We start from the raw sequence: 24,546 nt of genomic DNA, 5'->3' as shown, positions 1-24,546 counted from the left end.
GGAGGCCCCGGCCGGTGCCCGCCCGCCGCAGGCACCGGCCGGGGCGGGTCAGCGCGGCACGCCGTCGATGACGGCGCGCGCTCCCCTGCGCAGGAGCGCCGCCGAGACGCGGGTGCCGAGCCGGGTCGGCCGGTCGGGATCGTCCCGTTCACACACCTCGATGACGTGCCGGCCGTCGCGGGTGAACACCATGCCCCGCAGCGACAGCCGGCCGTCGGGCAGCGTGCGGCAGTGCCCCGCGATCGGGCTGCCGCCGTGTCCGCGGAGCCCGTGCAGGAGGGTGCGTTCGGCGGCGATGTGCGTGCGCGTGGTGCTGTCGTCGATGCCGTACAGCAGGTCGGCGATGCCGGTGTCGCGGACCCGGCACTGTACGCCGGTCACCCCGGCGCCGACGGGCGGGCACATCACGTCGAGGACAAGGAGCTCGGCCCGGCGGCCGGCCATGCTCCCGTGCTCCAGAGCGGTGCGGGGAAGCACGAGCGCTTCGTAGCCGGAATCCTCGTCCAGCAGGGAGAGCCGGTCGGCGGGGTCGGGGCCGCCGCGGACCCGGCGGACCCGCAGATCCGGGCGGTGCCGGAGCAGCTGCGCGGTGCGCCGGACGGACGAGGTGCCGATGACGGTCCCCGGGGGTGCGTCAGCGAGGGTGCGCAGGGGTGAGCCGGAGCGGAAGACGAGGACGTCGCGGACGTCTTCGCGGGGCAGGTAGGCCCCGAAGGTGACGCCGGCGGGTAAGGGGACGTCTCCGGGGATGTCCGCCATGTTGAGGACGGCGAGGTCGACCTGCCCGCCCAGGAGCCGGCGGTCGATCTCGCCGAGGACCGCCCGGGCGCCGCGGGCGGCCGGGGCTCGGCTCCGGTGCTCGTCCGGGGCCGGGATCCCCACGATCTCGGTGGTGATCTCGGGGGCGGCCTTCAGGAGGAGATCCTGGACGTGCCGAGCCCGTGCCAGGGCCATCGGGGTAGTGCGGGTACCGATGCGTAACAGCGCGTCATGAGTGAGCACCCATCCACGATAGGCAGCGGCGTTTCGCCGTGGGGTGCGTTCGCCCAGGTTGGGCCGCCCGGCGCCGGGCGGCGGCCGAGGTCGGCCGGTGGCCGGATCCGACCATCGGCACCGACGGCGGAACCGTCGTCCGATCCGCGGTGCGGACGGACGTTTCAGCACCCGACGGCGACGTTTCGCACGACACGCCGCACACCCTTCGGCACGGTGACACAGAGTCGCGAATATATACAGTGAGTGACATCGCGACTCTGTGAATGAGGATGAGAACCGTGCCGATCCGCCCCACCAACCTCGCCACGATGTCCGCCGCCATCGCCGGAGCCGTGGCCGCCGCCGCTCCGGAGCAGGCGGGGTACGGGCCGGTGACCGTCGTCTACGCGTCCGGCCACCGTCAGACCGTCGGGCAGGCGGGCCGGTGCGCGCTGGCGGCGGAAGAGGGCGGGGTCGTGGCCGTCCAGGCCGCCCCCCGCACCCGGTACGCGCTGTTCGCCGACGCCGCGCCGCCCGCGGGCGGCGACCGGACGCTGCACGCCGGGGACGGTCCCGTGTCGTTCCCGACACCGGTGCGGGCGCGCGCCATCAGCCTTGGGGCTCCGCCACGGGCCGGTTCCGCCCGATGATCCGCCGCGCACCGACGAAGTGCCGGTCGAAGTAGTCGGCCATATCGACCACCTGCACCCGATTCCCGGTCCGGCCGGCGTGCACCATGCGTTCGCGCCCCTTCTGGTCGCGTCCCACGTACAGCCCCACATGGCTCGGCCCGCTGTAGAAGAACAGCAGGTCCCCGCGTCTCAGCTTGCTGCGCGGCACCACTTTCCCGTGCCGGAACTGATCGTAGGTGGTCCGGCCGGTCCGCACCCCGACCTTCCCGTAAGCCCACTGCACCAGGCCGGAGCAGTCGAACGCCTCGGGGCCGGTGCCGCCGTACCGGTAGGGCTTGCCGACCTGGCTGACGGCGTGGCGGACCGCGACCACCGCGGCCGGCGGCCGGCGCCGCTCACCCGCCTCCTCGGCCGCCACGGCCGGCGCCGGCAGCAGGCCGAGCGCCGTGAAGGCGGCCACCGCCGTCAGCGCGGTGCGGCCGCGTTGCCCCGGCCGCACCGCATGCCCTCGGTGACCGGAGTTCGACAGAACGCGCATGGCTGATCCCCCCTCGAACGTCCACCGGCCGCGCCGGGACGGCGCCGACCGGCAACGTTGCCAGGAGAACACAGCACATCGCGTTATCTCGGTAACGCCCGGTGCACCGCATGTCTTCAGCGAAACATTGCCGTTCGGCGACGTCCGCATGACGACCGCACCCCGAGTTCACCAGCGCACGGTCAAGACCGGCCGGCGGGACGGCGTGGAACGGCAATCCGGAATTGCGGTTCGCTGGCCCATTCCTGGACCGCGGCGACCGTCTCACTCGATGAGGCAGCCGACGAAGAGCCGCTCCAGGCGGGCGACCAGAGCCGCGCGATCGTACTCGCGCAGCGCCGTGGCCCCCTCCATCCGCCGCAGCATGCCCACACCTATCACCACGCCGGCCGCGATCGACGCGCGCGCCCGGGCGTCCGGCCCGCCGAGGAAACGGGCCATGGGTTCGACGATCGCCTCCCGCAGCCGCTCCTGGTAGACGGCCTGCAGATCGGGGTCGGCGGCCGACGCCTCCAGGGCGCGGTGCAGCGGACTCGGCTCGCCGAGGATCCGGTCGGCCAGATGCTCGGCGAGCCGGCGCGGCAGCGTCGCCGGGTCGCCCTCGAACATCCGGGGGAACACCGCCTCCGCGGCGATCACCTCGGCCAGCAGCCCGCGCTTCGCGCCGAAGTACCGGTTGATCAGCGCCACGTTGACGCCGGCGTGTGCCGCGATCATCCGCGAGGACACCCGGTCGTAGCCCTCGGTGGTGAACAGTTCGTGGGCGCTGTCGAGGATGCGTTGGCGCGTGGCAGCCCGATCGCGCACCCGCGTCCGCTCGACGCACTCCTCGGCGACGTCCGGCCGGTTCATCTCACGGTCCCTCGTCTCTGGCCTGCGCTGCGGTCCCACGTGCCACGTTTTCCGCGGGTCGGGGGACGCTGCGGATTCTGTGCACAATAACACCCCGACTTGACAAGTCAACAGTGTTTACTTATACCGGTACCGTGGGTTGTACCCACATTCCTCCCCGCTCGTCCGGCGGGGTCGGTCATGCCCGGAACACGTTGATGGGGGTTCGGTGACAGAGCTCGGAGAACGAGCGGCGCGGCGAGCGGGAGACGGCGGCGGACCGCACGCCGCGGGGGACGACCCGGCGCCGCGGTACACGGAACGGCAGATCATCGAGGTCCTGATCGGCCTCATGCTGGCCATGCTGACCTCGATGCTCAGCAACTCGATCGTCGGCACCGCCCTGCCGACGATCGTCGGCGAACTGGGCGGCCAGGACCAGCTCTCGTGGGTGGCCAGCGCAACGCTGCTCACGATGACCGCGTCCACGCCGCTCTGGGGCAAGCTGTCCGACATCTACGGCCGCAAACTGCTGTTCCAGATCTCACTCGTGGTGTTCATCGGGTCCTCGGTGGCCGCCGGGTTCGCCCAGGACATGACGTGGCTGATCGCCGCCCGCTTCGTCCAGGGCATCGGCGCCGGCGGGCTCGCCACACTGCCGCAGATCATCCTCGGCGACGTCGTCCCGCCGCGCGAGCGCGGCCGCTACTCCGGGTACATGGGCGCGGTGTTCGGCGTCTCCACGGTGGCCGGCCCGCTGCTCGGCGGCTTCCTGGTGGACAGCGCGCTGGGCTGGCGGTGGTGCTTCTTCATCACGGTCCCGGTGGCGGCGGTGGCGTTCGTGGTGATCCAGGCGCTGCTGCGGCTGTCGCCCCAGGAGCGCGGCGACACCCGGATCGACTGGTGGGGCGCCACCTTCATCGTCGGCGCCGCCAGCGCGGTGATGCTGCTGCTCAGCCTCGGCGGCAAGGAGTTCGCCTGGAACTCGGTCCCGAGCTACCTGCTCGGTGCGGCGGCGCTGGTGATGCTGGCGCTGGCCGTCCTGGCGGAGCGCCGGGCGCACGACCCGATCATCCCGCCGCGGCTGTTCCGCGACGGGACGTTCGTGCTCGCCTCGCTCGCCTCGCTGGCCATCGGTATGGCGATGTTCGGCGTGATGATCTACTTCCCGCAGTACCTGCAGATCGTCAAGGGGATGAGCCCCTCCGCCTCCGGGCTCATGACGCTGCCCATGGTGCTGGGGCTGCTCGCGGCGTCGATCTCCTCGGGAAGACTGGTCAGCCGCACCGGCCGGTGGAAGGTCTACCCCGTCGTCGGCACGCTGCTGATCCTGGCCGGGTACGGCACGCTCACCCTGGTGGAGCTGGACTCCAGCCTGGTCCTGGTGGCCCTGGGAGTCACGCTCATCGGGCTCGGCCTCGGGCTGTCCATGCAGATCCTCATCCTGGCGACCCAGAACGCGCTGCCGCGGGCCGACCTCGCCGCCGCGACGTCGGCGGTGTCGTTCTTCCGCAACCTGGGAGGCGCCGTGGGCGTGGCCGCGTTCGGCGCGATCATGGCCAACCGGCTGACCGCCGAACTCGCGCCGCTCGCCGGGGCCGGCGGTGCGGGAGCCGCCGCGGCCGCCGGCTCTCCCGAGGCGATCCAGGCGCTGCCGCCGGCGGCACGCGACCTCGTCGTCACCGCGTTCAGCGACGCCATGCACACGGTCTTCCTGGCAGGCATCCCCATCGCCGCGGTCGGGTTCGTGGTCGTGCTCTTCCTGCGTCCGGTCCCACTGCGCGCCGGCAACGGCTGATCCCCACACACACAAGCGGCGAGCCACCGAGCGCTCGAAGCCGTCGGCACCACTGGCGAAGCCCTCCCCGTGCCGGCGGCGAAGAGAAGCGAGACGGCGAGCGCGACCAGAAGACACCAGCGGCCGGGAGCACCCATGGCGGCGTTCCCGGCGGCCCGCACGGGCGGGCCCGCTCAGATGTAGCGCCGGAAGCCCTCGGCGGAGTTCTCGAAGCCCATCGCCCGGTAGAAGGCGTGCGCGCCGGTCCGGCTCTCATGCGACAGCAGCTCGACCTTGTAGCAGCCGGCCTCCCCGGCGCGGTTCAGCGCGTCCTCCACCAGCGCACGCCCGATGCCGCGGCGGCGGCAGGCGGCGTCGACCACCACGTTGTCGACGATGGCCCACGGCTGGGCGTCGTGCGTGAGGTTGGCGACCACGATCAGGTCGAGGGTGCCGATGATCTGGCCCCGGCGCTCGGCCACCAGCACCGTGCGCTGCGGGTCGGTCTCGATGCGGGTCCACGCCCGGACGGCGGCCGAGGACATGCGCACGGTGCCGCTCTGCGTCGGCGTCGAGTCGCCGAGATCGCGGAGGAGGCGCAGGATGGCCCCGAGGTCAGAACGGATTGCCGCACGGATAATCATGGCTTTCGGCATGGTAGCCGACAGGCCTCTGTAAGACCGACGTTGGCCTGCATTGCAGGGCATACGTGAGCAGGCCGTACGGTGGCCGGCGCCCGGAAACCGCGACCGCCTCCGGCGCCCGCGACTCGGTGCCGCGCTGAGCGTATCGGCCCCCGGAACGACGTCGGCCCCGGGACGGTGCCGTCCCGGGGCTGCGACCTGTTTCGGATCGGTTGGCACGCCCGTGTCACGGACGGATGACGCGGATCCCCTCGTCGGTGTCCGTTCCCGGGGCCGCCGGCGGCTGCGCCGACGGCTCCCCCTGACGGTGGTACATCGCGGTGATCCCCGGGTCGTTCCCCGGCCGCTGCGGCGCGGCGCCCTCGGGCGGCGGGCCGGAGTAGCGGAAGCCCTGCGGGCGGCCGGGCATGTTCCGGACCGGCTGCGAGACGGGCCCCTCCGGCGCGGCCTTCGGCTGCTGCACGTCGGCCGGGTCCAGGCGGACGGTGGCGTCGTCCGCCGCCTGCTCCTCTTGCTGCGGCGGCTTGCCCTGCGACGGCTGCGGCCCGGTGTTCGGGCGCGGCTGCTGCGCACCGCTCTGTGACGGCTGCGGCCCCGTCGCCGGCCGCGGCTGCTGCTGCGGCGCGGGGCGGGCGGCCTCCTGCGTCCCGGGCTGGGCCACCGGCTTGGCCGGCTGCGCGGGCTGGGCCGGCTTGACGGGCTGCGCGGGCTTGGCGGCCTGCTGCGGCGGTGCCGCCTGCTGCGCGGGCTGAGCCGGAACCGCGCGCTGCTGCGCCGGCTGGGCCTCCTTCGCGGCGGGCTTTGCCTCGGCAGCGGGCGCGGTGGCCGCCTTGTCGTCCCGCTGCAGACCCGCCTCCAGCGGCCCGGCGGCCTTCTCCGCCTTGAGCAGCTCGGCCAGGGTGCCGTGCATGTCGGTGAGTCGCCGCACGGCCTCGCCGTGCGTCGCGGTCAGCGTCGCGAGGCGGCGGTCGGCGGTGTCGTTGATCTTCTTCGCCCGCGCCTCGGCCTGCGTGACCACACGCTCGGAGTCCTGCTGCGCCTGCGAGCGCAACTGCTCCGACTCCTGCCTGGCGGACGTGACGAGTTCCTGCGCCTGGTCCCGGGCACTGGCGAGCACGCGTTCGGCGTGCGCCTCGGCGTCCTTGATCTTCTTCTTCGCCTCGCCCTTGGCTTCGTTCCGGATACGCTCCACCTCCTCCTCGACCTTGGCCCGCTTGTCCTTGGCCTCCTCCTCGGCGATGCGCAGGATTTCGGCCATGCGTTCGCTGATCTGCTCGTGTTCCGGCTTGACCGCGGCCTTCTGCAGTGCCTCGGCCAGTTCGCGGCGCTTCTGCTCCAGCTCGTCGTGTGCCCGAGCGAGACGCTCCTGAAGGTCGCGGGTCTGGTTGTGGTTACGCACGATGAAGTCGTCGACCTGACGCTTGTCGTAGCCTCCCTTACGCACAGTGGGGAAGGCGTCTTCGCGAAGCAGGTTCGGCAGTATCTCTGTGCTGTGCTCGTTCATGTCCTACTAACCAGGTCGGCTGCGAGTTGGGAGGGTGCCCCAGCCCCCTGCCTATCATTCCCATAACGACCCGAGAACGCATGGGTGTCGTTCATTCCACATTTTTGGGATAACGACGGGCAACGCGTGGCAGGGGGAAGAGTGCGTGCGAAGCGTGAGGATGTGGCCACTCTGGGCGGGTCCACGGTAGTGGGTCGACTTTCCACCCTCAATAGCACGTGTGGATGGTTCGCCGGCCGCCCCGCGTGTCGGCCGCAGGAGCGCCCCTGACTAAGGTATGCGCGATCTACGGCGTGCGGGGCCCGTACGCCGTTCTGTTACGCCCACGAACACCGGCTGGGAGGCCCTGCGCATGAGCGGTCCGATGGTGGGAGACGCCGACTTCGGGAGCCCCGACGTCCATCCCGACGCCTGGATCGCCCCGGGCGCGGTGCTGGTCGGCCGGGTGCGCATCGGCGCCGACAGCAGCGTCTGGTACGGGTCGGTGCTGCGCGCGGACACCGAGGACATCACCGTCGGCGATCGGTGCAACGTCCAGGACCAGTGCGGACTGCACTCCGACCCCGGGGAGCCCGTCGTGCTGGCCGACCGGGTCAGCCTGGGGCACAAGGCCATGGTGCACGGCGCGGTCATCGAGGAGGGCGCGCTCATCGGGATCGGCGCCATCGTGCTCGGCGGCGCCCGCGTCGGAGCGGGATCACTGGTCGCCGCCGGTGCCCTCGTCCCGCCGGGGAAGACCGTGCCGTCGGGGACCCTGTGGGCGGGCGTGCCCGGCCGGGTCGTCCGGGAACTCACCGACGAGGACCGTGCGCTGTTCGCCGCCACGCCGGAGAAATACGCCCGATACGCACAGTGGCACCGTGACGTTCGGTGGCGTTAGGGCCACCCGATCGACGGGGACAGTGGACGCGCCGAAATGGCGTGCTTCCCGGAAACGCACGCCCGGACGGCGGCCAATGTCGCCGAGAGCCGCCACGCGGTGCGCGCGGATTCCCGGAGCGGGAACGCATGGTGCCGTCCGGCGGCGGAGTGGTCACCATCGGTGGCACCCGGCCGGATCGCGCCCCGCGGTTTTCCACCGCGCGGCGTTCCTTTCCGCACACCCCCCGATGCGCGCTTCCGCGCACCGCTGACCGCGCTCCGCCGCAGGTGGCGGGCCGGATCGCGCCGCCCGGTTTCGCCGCATGGCGCGGGAAAGCGGCGCCCGCGATTCGGGTGGCCCTAGTCCGTTCGGCACCCGGAATGCCGTGAATGGATGCCGCCACAGAACTACATCGGCGGATGACTCAAGAATGGTCCCTCTGGGTCATGCGGCGCCGGGCTACCGCCTCGTAGCCTGGTCCGAGGAACGGCCGGTGGGCCGCGCGAATCCGAGAGGCGGTGCAACGCCGCCTTCGCACTGGACTTTTCGATGGAGGTGGGTGCCGGTGAACTCCAACCTCGATACTCGCCTTCATGATCACGTGGCGCTCGCCGAGATCGAGCTCTATTCCGATCTCCTCACCGTGGTCGCCACCGCGGAGGGACGGCTCACCGTCGAGGAGATCGACCGGGCTCTCGGGGTCGCCCGGGAGCCCGAAGCCGAGTCCCGCGCCGCCGCACGGGCCCGGGGGAAGCAGCGCCGCCGTCGGCGCCGCACCACGCGGCGCTGAGACGGCCGCGCCACCCCCGCCGGACGTGCCCGGCGATGCCGGCGCACCTCCCTGACGCCACCCGCGGGACACCAGAGTCCCCGCCGGGTAGCGCCCTCCCCACCGTGTGCGTCGATTCCGGTCACGGATTCCGACGAACCGAAACCTATCACTGTACGTAGCCGCCATGACACAGCGCGAGCAACCGCTGACCACCGGGAGCCCTCCCATGGGCGCCTCCTCGCACCACCTCGGCACCAGAGCCGCCGATTTTTCGCCCAGAGCGAACAAGGCGCCATAAAAGCAGGTGACTCACGTCACTCACTCCCGCCGAGTCCCGCCGAGTCGCATAATCGACCACAGCCCGATACCCGGCCTCGCGGGACCGGCCCCCGGTTCGCGGTCGACCCGCACCCGCGCTGGTCGGGAAAGCGCTTACCCTTCCCCGCTGGTGAACCGGCCCCCGGCCGGAAGCCGAAGGAGCAGACACATGAGCAGGAGAACGGGACACACCCTTCTCGGCCTCGTCGCGACGGCCGCACTCGCCGTCAGCGGCCTCACGGCGGGCACCGCCTACGCCGACGCCCCGAAGGCCGCGCGCCAGGCGGCTCCCGACATGACCGTGACCGACGCCGCGAGCGCCCCGGCCCCGATGGCCGAATGGCCCACCCCGACCGACGAGCGCCCCACCGACGAGACGATCCCCGTCGAGGACTCCCTCGACGGCGGCAACGCCCGCTATTACGGGACCGGAGACCTGGGCGGCGACGGCCAGGACGAGGGTCAGGACCCGATCTTCCGGCTGGCGGACGGCGCGACGCTGTCCAACGTCATCATCGGCTCCCCCGCCGCCGACGGTGTGCACTGCGAGGGCACCTGCACCCTGCGCAACGTCTGGTGGGAGGACGTCGGCGAGGACGCCGCCACCTCCCGCGGCGACTCCTCGTCGGTGACCATGACCATCGTCGGCGGCGGCGCCCGCAACGCCGACGACAAGGTCTTCCAGCACAACGGACCCGGCACGGTGATCATCCAGGACTTCGAGGTGGAGGACTTCGGCACGCTGTACCGGTCCTGCGGCAACTGCTCGACCCAGCACGAGCGGCACGTCGTTCTGGAGAACGTCACGGCGATCGCGCCCGGCAACCGCCTGGTCGGCATCAACTCCAACTACGGCGACACCGCCCGTTTCTCCGGCGTCACCATCATCGGCGACGACGATCGTGACATCACCCCGTGCCAGCGCTACGAGGGTGTCACCGACGGCGAGCCGGACGAGATCGGCGACGGCCCCGACGGCACGCACTGCCTGTACTCCGAGTCCGACATCAGCTACCAGTAGCCCCACCCCGAAGCCTGGGTCCGCGGAGCCATCTCCCCCACTCCGCGGCCCCAGGCACCCACCTGCCGAGGGGCCGCGCCCGTGCGGCGCGGCCCCTCGGTGTGTCACGTACCGGCGGCGATCAGACGCTCTCCTTCTCCGGTGCGCCGCTCGCGGGGGTGCCGGGGCCGCCGTCCTTCACCGAGCGGAGCAGGAGCTGGGAGACGTCGACGACCTCCAGCGTCTCCCGGGCCTCGCCCTTTGCCTTCTTCTCGTTGATGGCGTCGCCCAGCATGACCTGGCAGAACGGGCAGGCGGTCGACACGGTGTCGGGGTCGGTGCCCAGCGCCTCGTCGACGCGCTCGGTGTTGATCCGCTTGCCGATGCGCTCCTCCATCCACATCCGCGCGCCGCCGGCGCCGCAGCAGAAGCCGCGCTCCTTGTGGCGGTGCATCTCCACGGTCTGCACACCCGGGACCTGCGCCATGATGTCGCGCGGCGGGGTGTAGACCTTGTTGTGGCGCCCGAGGAAGCACGGGTCGTGGTAGGTGATCTTCTCCTCGATCGGCCGCACCGGGGTGAGGCGGCCCTCCTCGACCAGCTTGGCGAGGAGCTGGCTGTGGTGCACCACCTCATAGTCTCCGCCGAGCTGTGGGTATTCCCGGCCCAGCGTGTTGAAGCAGTGCGGGCAGCTCGCCACGATACGGGTGACGCCGGCCTCGTTGAGCGTCTCCACGTTCTGCTGCGCGAGCATCTGGAAGATGAACTCCATGCCCAGGCGCCGCGCCGGGTCCCCCGTGCACGCCTCCATGCCGCCGAGTACGGCGAACTTCACGCCGGCGATGTGCAGGAGTTCGGCGATGGCCTTCGTGGTCTTCTTGGCGCGGTCCTCCAGCGCGCCGGCGCAGCCGACCCAGAACAGGTACTCGGTGCCCTCGGGGAGCTTGTCCTCGACCACCGGCACCTCGATGGGGTCGTCGAGGGCGGCCAGTTCCTCGACCCAGTCCAGGCGCTTGGTCTCGCTCATCCCCCACGGGTTGCCCTTGTTCTCCAGGTTCTTCAGCAGGGTGCTGGCCTCGGAGGGGAAGCTCGACTCGATCATCACCTGGTAGCGGCGCATGTCGAGGATGTGGTCCACGTGCTCGATGTCGACCGGGCACTGTTCCACGCAGGCGCCGCAGTTGGTGCAGGACCACAGGACGTCGGGGTGGATGACGCCGTTCTCCTCCTCGGTGCCCACGAGGGGGCGCTCCAGCAGGGAGAGCACGTCCTCCGGGACGTTCTCGCGTTCCTTCTCGTCCATCATCAGGTACGGCGCCGCGGCGTAGGCGTGGTCCCGCAGGTCCATGATGACCTTCTTGGGGGAGAGCGGCTTGCCGGTGTGCCACGCCGGGCACTGCGACTGGCACCGGCCGCACTCGGTGCAGGTGGTGAAGTCGAGCAGGCCCTTCCAGGTGAAGTCCTCGATCTTGCCGGCGCCGAAGGGGTCCTCGTCGGGGTCGGCCTCCTCGAAGTCGAGCGGCTTGCCCTCCCGGTCGAGCATCTGCCGCGCCGGGCCGAGCGCGGGGCCGCCCTCCGGGTCGCGTTTGAAGTAGATGTTGAAGAACGCGGCGAAGCGGTGCCAGGCCACGCCCATGGTGAGGTTGCGGGCCACGACCGCGAACCAGGCCATCGAGATGAGGATCTTCAGGGTCGCCAGGGCGAAGATCCAGTTCTGCACCGCCGCCGTGGACAGGCCGGAGAACGCCAGCACGAGCGGGTAGCTGATCGCGAAGTGCGCGTTGTAGGAGCCGACGCCCTGGAGCACGCCCTCCATGCCGCGCAGGCCGAGGATCAGCAGCGGGATCGCGATGATCACGGCTTCGACGAAGTAGGCGCGCGGGAAGTTCGAGCCCTCGAACCGCGACCGGCGGCCGAGCCGGCGCGGATGGTTGATCTGCCGGATGGCGACGAGCACGAGGATGCCGATCACGGTGGCCAGCGAGAACAGTTCGGTGACGAACTCGAACGGCGCGAAGTGCCCGATGACCGGCAGCACGAAGGCGGGGTCGAACAACTGCCCGTACGCCTGCACCAGGGTCGGCACCAGCAGCAGGAAGCCGAACGCCACCCACCAGTGCGCCACGCCCACCACGGTCCAGGTGAGCATCTTGGTGTGCCCGACCGTCTCCACGAGCATGTTCCGCAGCCGGGGCCAGAACGGCCCCAGGCGGTCGGGGGCGGGCCGGCCGAGGCGGACGATCCGCACCATGCGGACCACGCCCAGCACGAACATGGCTGTCGCCGCGACCGACACAGCCAGGGTGACGAGCACCAGGCCCAGTTTCAGAGCGCTCACGAGCCGCGGCCTCCCATTCTGCGGGTCCTGCAGTGGTCTGCTTCCCCGGTGCGCCGCACACCGGACCCCACACATGTTACTAGCGAGTAGGAACGTGCGGCCGACCGCCGTCCGGCCCGCATCCGACGGGCGCGGCCCGACGGCGTTCCGGCCGGACACCTCCTACGTTAGTGAGCCCGGATCCCGGCCGGCACATCCGGACAGGTCGCCGCGCACTCGGGGCACGACCCCGAGACCTCCCCGACCCCACCCCCGGTTCCACCCCGGATCCGGCTTGGAGATCCGCCCGCCCGGGAACATCCGCACCGGCCGCCACGTTGACCAGGTGCGTGCGAAACATTGAGTCGACACGACTCAAGTGATTTGACAGTGGCGAATCCACGGAGCAATACTGCGCCCGTAAGACTCAACTTTGACGGAGGACGTACTCATGGCACGTGCGGTCGGCATCGACCTGGGAACGACGAACTCGGTCGTCGCGGTCCTGGAGGGCGGCGAGCCCACGGTCATCGCCAACGCCGAAGGCGCCCGGACCACCCCGTCCGTCGTGGCCTTCGCGAAGAACGGTGAAGTACTCGTCGGCGAGGTGGCCAAGCGTCAGGCGGTCACCAACGTCGACCGGACCATCCGGTCGGTCAAGCGGCACATCGGCACCGACTGGACCACGGAGATCGACGGCAAGACCTTCAACTCGCAGCAGATCAGCGCCTTCGTGCTGCAGAAGCTGAAGAGGGACGCCGAGGCGTACCTGGGCGAAGAGGTCACCGACGCCGTCATCACGGTTCCCGCCTACTTCAGCGACGCCCAGCGTCAGGCGACGAAGGAAGCCGGCACCATCGCCGGCCTCAACGTCCTGCGCATCATCAACGAGCCGACGTCGGCCGCGCTCGCCTACCACCTGGAGAAGGAGGACGAGGCCACCATCCTCGTCTTCGACCTCGGTGGCGGTACCTTCGACGTCTCGCTGCTCGAAGTCGGCGACGGCGTGGTCGAGGTGAAGGCCACCCACGGCGACAACCACCTCGGCGGCGACGACTGGGACCAGGCGATCGTGAACTGGCTGGTCGAGCGGTTCAAGAACAGCAACGGCGTGGATCTGTCCAAGGACAAGATGGCGCTGCAGCGGCTCCGCGAGGCGGCCGAGAAGGCCAAGATCGAGCTGTCCAGCTCCAGCGAGAGCGCGATCAACCTGCCCTACATCACGGCCTCGGCCGAGGGCCCGCTGCACCTGGACGAGAAGCTCACCCGCGCGGAGTTCCAGCGGCTGACCTCCGACCTCCTGGAGCGGACCAAGGCGCCGTTCCACCAGGTCATCAAGGACGCCGGCATCACCGTGGACAAGATCGACCACGTGGTGCTGGTCGGCGGCTCCACCCGGATGCCCGCCGTGGTCGACCTGGTGCGCGAGCTCACCGGCGGCAAGGACCCCAACAAGGGCGTCAACCCCGACGAGGTCGTGGCGGTCGGCGCCACCCTGCAGGCGGGCGTGCTCAAGGGCGAGGTCAAGGACGTCCTGCTGCTGGACGTCACCCCGCTGTCCCTGGGCATCGAGACCAAGGGCGGGGTGTTCACCAAGCTCATCGAGCGCAACACCACGATCCCGACCAAGCGGTCGGAGATCTTCACCACCGCCGACGACAACCAGCCCTCGGTGCAGATCCAGGTCTACCAGGGTGAGCGCGAGATCGCGCAGTACAACAAGAAGCTCGGCGTCTTCGACCTGACCGGCCTGCCGCCGGCGCCGCGCGGTGTGCCGCAGATCGAGGTCACCTTCGACATCGACGCCAACGGCATCGTGAACGTCACCGCGAAGGACCTCGGCACCGGCAAGGAGCAGTCGGTCACCATCTCCGGTGGCTCGTCGCTGCCCAAGGACGACATCGACCGGATGGTGCGCGAGGCCGAGCAGTACGCCGAGGACGACCGCAAGCGCCGCGAGGAGGCCGAGGTCCGCAACAACGCCGAGTCGCTCGTCTACCAGACCGAGAAGGTCATCAAGGACAACGAGGACAAGATCCCGGCGGACGTCCGGACCGAGACCGAGAGCGCCGTCGGCGAGCTGAAGAAGGCGCTGGAGGGCTCCGACATCGACGCCATCCGCTCCGCGAGCGAGAAGGTCGCCCTGGCCAGCCAGAAGATCGGCTCCGCCATCTACGGCCAGAGCCAGCAGGCGGGCGGCGACGCCGCCGGGGCGCAGGCGGGTGCGCAGGCCGGCGCGGGCGCCCAGTCCGGCGCGGACGACGTCGTCGACGCCGAGATCGTCGACGAGGACAACGGCAAGCGCGACGGCAACGCCTGAGTCACGACGCGATAGGAGGCGCAGCGAATGGCGCTGCCGGAGAACGACAACGGCCGCGAGCACCAGGGACCGGTGATCCGCGACAAGCGGCGGATCGACCCCGACACGGGCGAACTGCGCACCCCTGAGGGGGCGGCGGCCGCCGAGGGCGCCGCGGAGCAGGCGCCGGCCGGGGAGTCGGCGCCGCCCCGGGAGCCGCGGGCGGACGAGTCCGCCGGTGGCGTGGCGGACCGGAAGGAGCTGGAGGCACTGCGTGCCGAGCTTGAGGAGCGGGTGCACGACCTCAAGCGGGTCCAGGCCGAGTACGCCAACTACCGCCGGCGGGTCGAGCGCGACCGCGTCGCCGTGCGGGAGCAGGCGGTCGCCCAGGTGGTCGGCGAACTGCTGCCGATCCTGGACGACATCGGCCGCGCCCGGGAGCACGACGAGCTCACCGGCGGCTTCAAGTCCGTGGGAGAGTCACTGGAAGCCCTGGTCGGCAAGCTCGGGCTGAAGAAGTACGCGGAGAAGGGCGACGAGTTCGACCCGAACGTGCACGAGGCGCTGACCCTGGTGCCGACCCCGGGCGTGACCGTCCCCACCGTCATCGAGGTGTTCCAGCCGGGGTACCTCGTCGGCGACCGGGTGCTGCGGCCGGCCCGGGTCGTGGTCGCCGGCCCCTCGGACGAGGAGGCCGAGACCGGCACCGCCGAGGCCGAGAGCGTCGAGGCCGAGGTCCCGGCGGACGGACCCGTGGCCGGGGAGCCCGCGGCGGCGGAGGACGCCGCGGCGGAGAACGCGACACGGGAGCGGCCGGCCGACGGGGACGAGCCGCGCACGTAGGGAAGGACGGTCTCCGACGGCGAGACCGCGGACACCGGTGCCGCGCCCTGCCCCGCCGGGGTGGTGCGCGGCACCGCGGTCCGCCGCCGGAGCGTCCCGGCCACATCAGCAGACCCTTGAGGCGAGAGCGGGAGAAGGCAAGCGTCGATGAGCACCAAGGACTACCTGGAGAAGGACTACTACAAGGTCCTCGGAGTCTCAAAGACGGCCACCAAGGACGAGATCAAGCAGTCCTACCGCAAGCTCGCCCGCAAGTACCACCCCGACGCCAACCGGGGTGACAGCGCCGCCGAGGACCGGTTCAAGGAGATCTCCGAGGCGTACAACGTGCTGTCCGACGACAAGCGCCGCAAGGAGTACGACGAAGCTCGCTCGCTGTTCGGCGGCTCCTACCGCCCGGGCGGCGGCACCGCGGCGGGCGACTTCAACCTCGGCGACCTGTTCGGCGGCCAGGGCGGCGCGCCGGGCGGGGAGCGGCTCAGCGACCTGTTCGGCGGGCTCTTCGGCGGCCGGGGCCGCACCACGACCAGGGCGCGGCGCGGCGCCGACGTCGAGACCGAGACCAAGCTGACGTTCACCGAGGCGGCCAACGGGGTCACCCGGTCGTTCCAGCTGAGCAGCGAGGCCGCGTGCCCGACGTGCAGCGGCACCGGCGCCAAGGCCGGCACCGCCCCGCGGGTGTGCCCGCGGTGCACCGGCACCGGCCACGAGAACAAGAACCTGGGCGGCTTCTCGCTGTCCGAGCCGTGCCCGGAGTGCCGTGGGCGGGGGCTGGTCGTCGACGACCCGTGCCCCACCTGCCACGGCAGCGGACGCGGCAAGAGCACGCACACGATCCAGGCCCGTATCCCGGCGGGTGTCAGCGACGGCCAGCGCATCCGCATCAAGGGCAAGGGCGCGCCGGGCGAGCGTGGCGGACCGGCCGGCGACCTCTATGTGGTGGTACACGTGCAGCCGCACCCCCTGTTCGGCAAGTCCGGCGAGAACCTGACCATCACCGTCCCGGTGACCTTCCCCGAGGCGGTGCTCGGCGCCGATGTGCGGGTGCCGACCCTGAACGGCTTCCCGGTCACCGTGAAGATCCCCCCGGGCACGCCCAACGGGCGTACGTTCCGGGTGCGGGGCAAGGGCTCCCCGCGGCGGGACGGCACGACCGGGGACCTGCTGGTCACCGTGGAGGTTGCGGTGCCGCAGAACCTCAGCAGCGCGGCGCGTGAGGCCCTGGAGAGTTTCCGGGCAGCGACGGCCGACCAGAATCCGCGCCGCGACCTCGAAGCGCGGGCCAAGGGGGTGTGACCATGATGGGCAATCCGGGCTTCGGCGACGAGACGCCGGTCTATGTCATCTCTGTGGCGGCCGAGCTCTCAGGACTGCACCCGCAGACCCTGCGCCAGTACGACCGGCTCGGCCTCGTGTCGCCGGGACGGGCGTCCGGCCGGGGCCGGCGGTACTCCATGCGCGACATCCAGATGCTGCGGGAGGTGCAGCGGCTCAGCCAGGAGGAGGGCATCAACCTCGCCGGCATCAAGCGGATCCTGGAGCTGCAGCGCGAGGTGGCCGAACTCCGCGAGCACCTGTTCCACCTGGCCAACGAGCTGGACGCCGCGCGCGCCGCGGTCTCCCGGCGCACCGCCGCGCAGTCGGGCGGCGGGGATCTGCTGCCGGTGCGGCGGACGCGGGTCACGATCTTCAACCACCCGGTTCCGCCACCGGAGCAGTAGCGACGGGTGCGCCCGGCCCGGTCCCGCCGGAGCCGTGGCCCGCACCGCCGACAGCCGAGGAACGCACGTGTAGAGGGGGCGGCCAGTCATGGACTACAAACTCACCAAGAAGAGCCAGGAAGCGCTGTCGGTGGCGATCCGCCGCGCGACCTCGGACGGCAGCCCGCAGGTGGAGCCGGTTCACCTGCTCGCCGCGCTGGTGAACCAGGGCGAGGGGATCATCCGCCCATTGCTGAAGGAGGTCGGGGCCAACCCCGACGAGCTGGACCGGGCGGTGGAACAGGCCATCGCCGGTCTGCCGAAGGCCGCGGGCTCCACGGTCAGCGCGCCGTCGAGCTCCCGCCAGCTCATCATGGCGATGAACACCGCGGCGCAGCGCGCCAAGCAGCTGGAGGACGAGTACGTCTCCACCGAGCACCTGCTGGTGGGGCTGGCCACCGACGGCGGCGAGGCCGCCCGGCTGCTGCGAGACGCCGGCGCCACCCCCGAGGCCCTGCTGGAGGCGTTCGAGCGCGTCCGCGGGCACGGCCGGGTCACCTCCGAGAACCCCGAGGAGACCTACCAGGCGCTGGAGAAGTACGGCGTCGACCTGACCGGTCAGGCCCGCGCCGGGGCGCTCGACCCCGTGATCGGGCGCGACTCCGAGATCCGCCGCGTGATCCAGGTGCTGTCCCGGCGCACCAAGAACAACCCGGTGCTCATCGGCGAGCCGGGGGTCGGCAAGACCGCGGTGGTCGAAGGGCTGGCGCAGCGGATCGTGGCGGGCGACGTCCCGGAGTCGCTGCGCGACAAGCGGCTCATTTCGCTGGACCTGCCGGCCATGGTGGCCGGCGCGAAGTACCGCGGCGAGTTCGAGGAACGCCTCAAGGCGGTGCTCAACGAGATCAAGGAGAGCGCCGGCCAGATCATCACGTTCATCGACGAGCTGCACACCGTGGTGGGTGCGGGCGCGGCCGAGGGCGCGATGGACGCGGGCAACATGCTCAAGCCGATGCTGGCCCGCGGCGAACTGCGCATGGTCGGCGCCACCACGCTGGACGAGTACCGCGAGCGCATCGAGAAGGACCCGGCCCTGGAGCGCCGGTTCCAGCAGGTCTTCGTCGGCGAGCCGTCCGCGGCCGACACGATCGCGATCCTGCGTGGGCTGAAGGGACGGTACGAGGCGCACCACAAGGTGCAGATCGCCGACTCCGCGCTGGTCGCGGCGGCGACGCTGTCCGACCGCTACATCACGGCACGGTTCCTGCCGGACAAGGCCATCGACCTGATCGACGAGGCCGCGTCCCGGCTGCGCATGGAGATCGACTCCCGGCCGGTCGAGATCGACGAGCTGCAGCGCGCCGTCGACCGGCTGAAGATGGAGGAGATGGCGCTGGGGAAGGAGTCCGACCCCGCCAGCCGGCAGCGTCTGGACCGGCTGCGTGCCGACCTCGCCGACAAGCAGGAGCAGTTGAACGCCCTGGTGGCGCGCTGGGAACAGGAGAAGGCCGGGCTGAACCGGGTCGGCGACCTGAAGGAACGGCTGGACGAGCTGCGCCGGCAGGCCGAGCGCGCGCAGCGCGACGGCGACTTCGAGGCGGCGTCCCGGCTGATGTACGGCGACATCCCGCAGTTGGAGAAGCAGCTGGAGGAGGCGTCCTCGGCCGAGGAGGAGGCCGAGCGCGGGCGGGAGTCCACCATGGTCAAGGAGGAGGTCGGCGCGGACGACGTCGCCGACGTCGTGTCCTCCTGGACCGGTATCCCGGTGGGTCGGCTCATGGAGGGCGAGACCAGCAAGCTGCTGCGCATGGAGGAGGAGATCGGCCGGCGGCTGATCGGGCAGGACCGCGCCGTGCGGGCGGTGGCCGACGCGGTGCGCCGCGCCCGCGCCGGCATCTCGGACCCGGACCGGCCCACCGGTTCGTTCCTCTTCCTCGGCCCCACGGGCGTCGGCAAGACCGAGCTGGCCAAGGCGCTGGCGGAGTTCCTGTTCGACGACGAGCGGGCGATCGTCCGGATCGACATGAGCGAGTACTCCGAGAAGCATTCGGTGTCCCGGCTGGTCGGCGCGCCGCCCGGGTACGTCGGCTACGAGGAGGGCGGCCAGCTCACCGAGGCGGTGCGCCGCCGGCCGTACACGGTGGTGCTGCTGGACGAGGTCGAGAAGGCGCACATCGAGGTGTTCGACACCCTCCTGCAGGTCCTCGACGACGGCCGGCTGACCGACGGCCAGGGCCGGCACGTGGACTTCCGAAACACGATCCTGATCCTCACCTCGAACCTCGGGTCGCAGTACCTGGTGGACCCGGCGCTGGACGAGGCGACCCGCCGCGAGAAGGTGATGCAGACGGTGCGGGCCACGTTCAAGCCCGAGTTCCTCAACCGGCTGGACGACGTGATCGTGTTCGACGCGCTGTCCACCAGCGAGCTGACCAGGATCGTCGACCTCCAGATCGACCGCCTGGCCCGCCGCCTCACCGACCGCCGGCTCCACTTGGAGGTGACCCCGGCGGCCCGGGAGTGGCTGGCTCTGACCGGCTACGACCCGGTCTACGGCGCGCGTCCGCTGCGCCGTCTGGTGCAGGCGTCCATCGGCGACCCGCTGGCCCGCGAGCTCCTCGCCGGTGAACTGCGGGAGGGCGACACCGTGCTGGTGGACCTGGACGAGTCCAAGGACGCCCTGTCCGTCGGACCGAAGGAGCCGGAGGCGGTACCGGCGTCCTGATGTGTGCCCCCGGCGGGGTCCAGCGCGCAGGTGCGCGCCGGACCCCGCTGGCATGTCTATGCACCGTCGCCCTCGATGCGTCAACGGAGCATTCGGGACCCGCATGGAACCTGCCGCCTCTTCGGGGTCATATGTCACGCTTTCCAGGCTTCTCACCTCGGATATTCATACGCTCCGTGACGGCGAATCAACAGAAAGAAGCAACCGACGGCCACTTCGATGCCGTACGGTGTCATTCGAGTACAAGCGTGAGTGGTTTGTAGCGGTTTGCGATGCCGATCCGGAAAGTAGGGGCTGTGCTACTGAGTTTCCGTGTGGCGAACCATCGGTCACTCCGTGATGAGCAACAACTGTTGTTGACGGACCCGGCATCCGACGCATGGGAAGAGGGCGAGCCCTGCGCGGAAGGGACCCCCCTCCCCGTCACCGGCGTCTTCGGCCCGAACGCATCGGGCAAGTCCAACGTGCTGGACGCCCTGAGCTTCATGGCCCGAATGATCCGCTGGTCGTTCCGCGAGAGCGAGCCCGACTCGCGCATCCGACGCCGTCCCTTCGCGTTGGACCCGATCCACCTCGCTCGGCCGTCCACCTACATCGTCGACCTGAGGATCGCAGAGCACCGTTATACCTATGGTTTCAGTGTCGACGACACCCGCGTGATCTCGGAATGGCTCTACCTCTATCGATCGAATGACAGAGAGATAGTGTTCGAACGTGACGGGGATGATTACAGCTCCGAAACCGCCCGCGATCTGATCGACATGGCCTCCGTCATCGACATAGCCCAGAATGTCCTCCTCCTCTCGGTCGCGGCACGGTCACGGGTCAAGAACGAGGCCATCCGGTCGGTCTACGGGTGGTTCAGTGATCGATTTGCAATGAAACGTTCCCTGGACACGGCCGACCTGCGGTTCCGCCTCTCAACGTCATCGAAATTCAATGACGAACTACTGAGCCGACTCACCGAACTGCTGAGTGCCGCCGATACCGGCATCAGCCACCTGGAATTTCGTCGTAGCGAACGCACACCCGAGGACTCGTTACTGCGGAAACGAGAACGCGGCGAGTTGATCTTCCACCACCGCGGTGTGGAGACCGAACATCCACTGACACTGGACGACCAGTCCCATGGAACTCTCGCGCTGCTCGACATCGGCCTGCGCGCCCTTCAGGCTCTGAAGCACGGTTGGCTCCTCGCCATCGACGAGCTCGACGGCAGCCTGAGCCCGTTTTTGACGGCCCGGCTGATCGAATCCTTCCGCGACCCCGAAGCGAACCCCAGGCATGCCCAGCTCGTGTTCACCAGCCACGACACCGCACTTCTGGGGCACATCCGAGGCACGGAGGTTCTCCGCCGTGAGGAGATATGGCTGGTCCAGAAAGACGAATCCGGTTGCACGGAACTCTTTCCGCTGTCCAGCTACCGACCGGACGAGGACGAGAACCGGATGCGGCGTTATCTCGCCGGGCGCTATGGTGCTGTCCCACATATCGATGACGACCTCTTCGCCGTCGCGCTCGCGATCCGGGACAGGAATCAGGTGGAGTGACTCCCCGACGAGAAACGCGGTTCAGGCGGCCACCGCCACGCACTCCAAAACCGGCCATGCTCTTGGTGTGCGAAGGTGAAACGGAGGTGGAATACCTCACGGGGTTACGTCGGCGCGGCCAGATCGTCGATGTGCGTAAGGCTTCGAAACGGGACGCCATGGGAATCGTGCGCGAGGCGATCACCCGCGGAAGCGGTGACTATACCCACATATGGGCGGTTTTCGATAGCGACAACCGCGACGTCTCCGACGCTTCCACGGTCGCTCGAAAGGCATCCACGGAGCGACAGATCATCAACACCGCCGTCTCACAACCCAGCTTCGAAGTCTGGCTCCTCCTGCACTTTTCCGAGGACGTACGTGGTTGTCACACCCCTGGCGACGCGCGGCGGCTCCTTCAGAAGGCCGCGCCGAACTGGGACAAGGGGCAGTGGACTCGCACGAAGCGGAAAGGCACCCGATTCACCGACTTCGAGCATGGTGTGAAGGCCGCTTGCGAACGCGCGGAGCGCCTCGGGCCGGTCACCCCCGGCGGCGGGCCGGCGACCGACGTGTGGCGGATCTTTCGATCGGACGAGTTCCGCCTCGTGTGAGACCGATGGCAGCCAGAATCCCGCTGGCAACGTCCCTGCCGAACATCACTCGCCATCGCTTCAGCGAGCCCAGCTCCCGTGCACCCGGGCCTGGCGCGGCACCATGACCACGATGACCCAGGATCGCCCAGAGTCCCAGATCGGCCCGCCCGGCCTGTCACCACAGGGGGTCTAGGACCGCCGAGGGCCCCTGGTCCGGGTCCGCGCGAGCCCGGCGGGGCCCGGAACGGTCTTTCAGCGAGAAGTGCCCCGCCCCCGCTGTTCCGGACCCGCGGTGCGGCGGCCCGGCTCGTGCCTGGCCGGGGCGGTCGACTCGGAGGCCCGCGCCGGGGCGGTCGTTCCCCCGCCCTTCGCCGTGCGCCGCGTGAGGGCGGCGGCGATCCCCTGGGGCGGGCCGTCCGCCGCGGCCGGTGCGGGCCGCGCGGCGGCGGGCGGTGCCGCCGTGGCGGAGCGGGCTTGCGCACCCGTGGTGGCGGCGCGCGGTGCCTCCTGTGCCGCCGGGCGGCGGTCCGGGCTCCCGGCCGGGGCCGGGTGGGTGGACCGGGGGTGTCCGGCCCGGCGATCGGTGATGCGGTCCTTGATCCGGAAGAACTGCTTCGCCCCGTACGCCCACGCGTAGACGCCGCCCAGCGTCGCCCCGACCGCGCCCACGACCGCCAGCGGCTGGGTGGTGAACGGCTGCGGCAGCAGCCCCACGGACTCGATGAGAGCGAGTACGAACGGGATCCCGAAGAGACCGAAGAGCGCGCCGAGCCGCACCACCCCCTTGCGGGCGTACGCGCGGACCGCGCGGTCGCGGGCCGCCTGGCGTTCCGCCTCGGTGGGCAGTTCCCGGGCCGCGGCCAGGGCCGCCCGCAGCGCATCGTCGTCCGTGTCCGCCATGTGCGCCCTCCCACCACCGCCGGTGATAACCGCGACGATGGTAGTGCGCCCGCCGGATGTCCGGTAAGCGGTCGATCACCCGATTCCTGGTCGCCCTGGCATGATGGTGCCGGCGTCGGCGGACGCCGGATCCCCGCATCGTTGCGAGCCCCCGGGAGCCCTGTTGGAAGCCGTGCCGCCCGAAGGATCTCCGGAGCGGATCCGCAGCTGGTGGTTCGGGCTCGACGAGCGGACGCGGGCGGACTTCCTGGCGCACCGCGCGGGCGAGATCGGCGGGCTCGACGGCCTGCCGTCCGTGGTCCGTGACCGGGCCAACCGCGCGGTGCTGGACGACTACATCGACCGCACCGGCGACACCGACGCGATCCGGCTGCGCACGGAGATCGACCTGGACGGCGCGCTCCTGCTGTACTACCGGCCGCCGAGCACGGTCGGCGGGACCGACACGCGGGTCGCGATCTCCTTCGGCGACCCGGACCACGCCGTCAACACCACCGTCTTCGTCCCGGGCACGGCGAGCAACACCCGGGACGTGAAGTACCTGCGGCTCGCCCTCGACTTCCTCCGGCGGCTGCGGATCCGCGCGGACGCGCAGACCGAACCCGGCAACACCGCGACCGTCTACTGGCTCGGCTACAAGTCGCCCGACCGCCTGGTCCCGGATGCGATGTCGGCGAGCTACGCGCGGGACGGCCATCCCGCCCTGACCCGTTTCCTGAAGGGGCTGCGGGCCGCCAACCGGGTGCCGGACCGCGGCGACACCACCCTCATCGGGTACAGCTACGGCTCGGTGGTGGTCGGCCACGCCGCCGCCGCGGCCGACCTGACGGACGCCGTCGACACGATCCTGGTGGCCGGAAGTCCCGGGCTCGGGCGACACGTCCGCAGTGTCGCCGACCTCCGGTTCGACCCGGCCAGGGTGCTCGCGGCGGCGTCGCCGGTCGACCCGGTCGTCCACACGCCCGCCCTGGTGCACGGCCCGAATCCGGCCCATCCCTCGTTCCGCGCCCGACGGGTCGCGACCGGGGGCGTCGGTCATCTCGGCTACGGCACGGAGGGCAGTCTGGCCTTCCTCAACACGGTCTACATCACCCTCGGCCTCCTCGACCGCGTGACGGCGCCCCCGGCCTGGACCGCCGGTGGTCCGGCGGCACGGCTCGGTGACTGGTTCGGCGGCAGGGTCGGCCGCCGCTCCACCTCCAGGAGGACGCCCACCGCAGGACCGCAGCACCCAAGGGTGCGGCACGGGGCGCGGCGGCCGCCCGGGCGGTCGGGGCCGCCGCGAGGATAGAGCCGACCCACAGGACAAGGAGCGCTGGATGGAGACCAGGGACAAGGCCGCGGCGGCGCGGCAGGCCATGGAGCGCGGCGCCGCTCTCGGCGAGCTGCTGCCGGAGCCGTTGGAGTTCATGGTGGCGGACGCGGCGCAGGCCGATGCGGCCGCCATGGGGAGGCCGGACGAGATCGCCTTCACGGCCTCGGCCACCTACGTCTGCCGGGTGGGCTCCGGAGCGGCGGGAGCCGCCTTGGAGGCGCTGCACACCGCCTGGCGAGCACGCGGCTGGGAGAGCTCGCTGCGCCGGTTCCCCGACGGCGGCGGGGACGTCGTGGCGAGCGACCCCGCCGACGGGTTCCGCTATACCGCGGTCATCCGCCGGGACGGCGCGAGCCTGGCGCTGTGGGCGGAATCGCCCCCCTATCTGGACGCCGACCCGGAGGCGCGGTTCCGGCCGATCCGGCCCGCCTGACGGTGCCGGGGCGGTGATCGCCCCCGCCCGGCCCGC

The 24,546-nt window shown here is 70.9% G+C and carries 21 protein-coding genes; 14 read left to right on the top strand and 7 right to left on the bottom strand.

The window, feature by feature from the left end; genetic code table 11:
- Window positions 1–48 precede the first annotated feature (48 nt).
- Window positions 49–1,002, bottom strand: coding sequence for a hydroxymethylbilane synthase (gene hemC, locus ACFQRF_RS01185; protein WP_379868108.1), 954 nt, complete (start codon window positions 1,000–1,002; stop codon window positions 49–51).
- Window positions 1,003–1,274: 272 nt separating this feature from the next.
- Here hemC and ACFQRF_RS01180 point away from each other — a divergent pair, with 272 nt between their 5' ends.
- Window positions 1,275–1,625: a hypothetical protein gene (locus ACFQRF_RS01180; protein ID WP_379868107.1), complete on the top strand. Its 351-nt coding sequence runs from the start codon at window positions 1,275–1,277 to the stop codon at window positions 1,623–1,625.
- Here the strand turns inward: ACFQRF_RS01180 and ACFQRF_RS01175 are convergent.
- Entirely contained in the window at window positions 1,585–2,145 is a 561-nt protein-coding gene (locus ACFQRF_RS01175; RefSeq protein ID WP_379868106.1) for a C40 family peptidase, read from the bottom strand. The two genes, ACFQRF_RS01180 and ACFQRF_RS01175, sit on opposite strands and share 41 nt — an antisense overlap.
- 264 nt (window positions 2,146–2,409) lie before the next feature.
- Window positions 2,410–2,997 carry a TetR/AcrR family transcriptional regulator gene (locus ACFQRF_RS01170; RefSeq protein WP_379868105.1) on the bottom strand — a complete coding sequence of 196 codons (588 nt, stop codon included), beginning with the start codon at window positions 2,995–2,997 and terminating at the stop codon, window positions 2,410–2,412.
- A 208-nt stretch (window positions 2,998–3,205) separates the two neighbouring features.
- Between ACFQRF_RS01170 and ACFQRF_RS01165 the strand changes: the two genes are divergently transcribed.
- The gene (locus ACFQRF_RS01165; protein WP_379868104.1) at window positions 3,206–4,774 is read left to right on the top strand and encodes an MDR family MFS transporter; all 1,569 of its coding nucleotides are present in this window, start codon (window positions 3,206–3,208) and stop codon (window positions 4,772–4,774) included.
- 173 nt (window positions 4,775–4,947) lie between these two features.
- On the opposite strand, the gene ACFQRF_RS01160 is transcribed toward ACFQRF_RS01165, so the two are convergent.
- Window positions 4,948–5,397 (bottom strand): GNAT family N-acetyltransferase, encoded by a 450-nt coding sequence (locus ACFQRF_RS01160; protein WP_379868103.1) that lies wholly within the window; start codon window positions 5,395–5,397, stop codon window positions 4,948–4,950.
- A gap of 226 nt (window positions 5,398–5,623) precedes the next feature.
- Entirely contained in the window at window positions 5,624–6,901 is a 1,278-nt protein-coding gene (locus ACFQRF_RS01155) for a hypothetical protein (RefSeq protein WP_379868102.1), read from the bottom strand.
- Window positions 6,902–7,253: 352 nt separating this feature from the next.
- Between ACFQRF_RS01155 and ACFQRF_RS01150 the strand changes: the two genes are divergently transcribed.
- The 3 genes from ACFQRF_RS01150 (at window position 7,254) to ACFQRF_RS01140 (ending at window position 9,874) form a co-directional block, all read left to right on the top strand.
- On the top strand, window positions 7,254–7,781 hold the full coding sequence (locus tag ACFQRF_RS01150) for a gamma carbonic anhydrase family protein (RefSeq protein ID WP_379868101.1): 528 nt from the start codon (window positions 7,254–7,256) through the stop codon (window positions 7,779–7,781).
- 547 nt (window positions 7,782–8,328) lie between these two features.
- Window positions 8,329–8,553, top strand: coding sequence for a hypothetical protein (locus ACFQRF_RS01145; protein ID WP_379868100.1), 225 nt, complete (start codon window positions 8,329–8,331; stop codon window positions 8,551–8,553).
- Window positions 8,554–9,022: 469 nt separating this feature from the next.
- A complete protein-coding gene (locus ACFQRF_RS01140; protein WP_379868099.1) occupies window positions 9,023–9,874 on the top strand; it encodes a pectate lyase in 852 nt (283 codons plus the stop codon).
- Window positions 9,875–9,995: 121 nt separating this feature from the next.
- Here ACFQRF_RS01140 and ACFQRF_RS01135 read toward each other — a convergent pair whose 3' ends face one another.
- Entirely contained in the window at window positions 9,996–12,128 is a 2,133-nt protein-coding gene (locus ACFQRF_RS01135) for a (Fe-S)-binding protein (RefSeq protein WP_379868989.1), read from the bottom strand.
- Between the two features lie 493 nt (window positions 12,129–12,621).
- On the opposite strand from ACFQRF_RS01135, the gene dnaK reads away from it, so the two are divergent.
- The 7 genes from dnaK (at window position 12,622) to ACFQRF_RS01100 (ending at window position 21,880) form a co-directional block, all read left to right on the top strand.
- The gene (gene dnaK / locus ACFQRF_RS01130) at window positions 12,622–14,490 is read left to right on the top strand and encodes a molecular chaperone DnaK (RefSeq protein WP_379868098.1); all 1,869 of its coding nucleotides are present in this window, start codon (window positions 12,622–12,624) and stop codon (window positions 14,488–14,490) included.
- A gap of 27 nt (window positions 14,491–14,517) precedes the next feature.
- A complete protein-coding gene (gene grpE, locus ACFQRF_RS01125) occupies window positions 14,518–15,312 on the top strand; it encodes a nucleotide exchange factor GrpE (RefSeq protein WP_379868097.1) in 795 nt (264 codons plus the stop codon).
- A 147-nt stretch (window positions 15,313–15,459) separates the two neighbouring features.
- Window positions 15,460–16,608, top strand: coding sequence for a molecular chaperone DnaJ (dnaJ, locus tag ACFQRF_RS01120; RefSeq protein WP_379868096.1), 1,149 nt, complete (start codon window positions 15,460–15,462; stop codon window positions 16,606–16,608).
- Between the two features lie 5 nt (window positions 16,609–16,613).
- The gene (locus ACFQRF_RS01115) at window positions 16,614–17,033 is read left to right on the top strand and encodes a heat shock protein transcriptional repressor HspR (RefSeq protein ID WP_379868987.1); all 420 of its coding nucleotides are present in this window, start codon (window positions 16,614–16,616) and stop codon (window positions 17,031–17,033) included.
- 88 nt (window positions 17,034–17,121) lie between these two features.
- Complete coding sequence (clpB, locus tag ACFQRF_RS01110) at window positions 17,122–19,737, top strand: ATP-dependent chaperone ClpB (RefSeq protein WP_379868095.1); 2,616 nt, start codon at window positions 17,122–17,124, stop codon at window positions 19,735–19,737.
- 296 nt (window positions 19,738–20,033) lie between these two features.
- A complete protein-coding gene (locus ACFQRF_RS01105) occupies window positions 20,034–21,287 on the top strand; it encodes an AAA family ATPase (RefSeq protein ID WP_379868094.1) in 1,254 nt (417 codons plus the stop codon).
- A gap of 56 nt (window positions 21,288–21,343) precedes the next feature.
- The gene (locus ACFQRF_RS01100; RefSeq protein ID WP_379868093.1) at window positions 21,344–21,880 is read left to right on the top strand and encodes an RloB family protein; all 537 of its coding nucleotides are present in this window, start codon (window positions 21,344–21,346) and stop codon (window positions 21,878–21,880) included.
- 234 nt (window positions 21,881–22,114) lie between these two features.
- On the opposite strand, the gene ACFQRF_RS01095 is transcribed toward ACFQRF_RS01100, so the two are convergent.
- Window positions 22,115–22,762, bottom strand: coding sequence for a hypothetical protein (locus ACFQRF_RS01095; RefSeq protein ID WP_379868092.1), 648 nt, complete (start codon window positions 22,760–22,762; stop codon window positions 22,115–22,117).
- A 172-nt stretch (window positions 22,763–22,934) separates the two neighbouring features.
- On the opposite strand from ACFQRF_RS01095, the gene ACFQRF_RS01090 reads away from it, so the two are divergent.
- On the top strand, window positions 22,935–24,053 hold the full coding sequence (locus tag ACFQRF_RS01090) for an alpha/beta hydrolase (protein WP_379868986.1): 1,119 nt from the start codon (window positions 22,935–22,937) through the stop codon (window positions 24,051–24,053).
- Window positions 24,054–24,081: 28 nt separating this feature from the next.
- A complete protein-coding gene (locus ACFQRF_RS01085) occupies window positions 24,082–24,510 on the top strand; it encodes a hypothetical protein (protein WP_379868091.1) in 429 nt (142 codons plus the stop codon).
- Window positions 24,511–24,546: the final 36 nt, after the last annotated feature.

This window comes from Marinactinospora rubrisoli, assembly GCF_042664915.1.
Lineage (GTDB): Bacteria > Actinomycetota > Actinomycetes > Streptosporangiales > Streptosporangiaceae > Marinitenerispora > Marinitenerispora rubrisoli.
The sequence above is the reverse complement of the archived record's forward strand: the minus strand, read 5'-3'. Positions and strand labels throughout refer to the sequence as shown.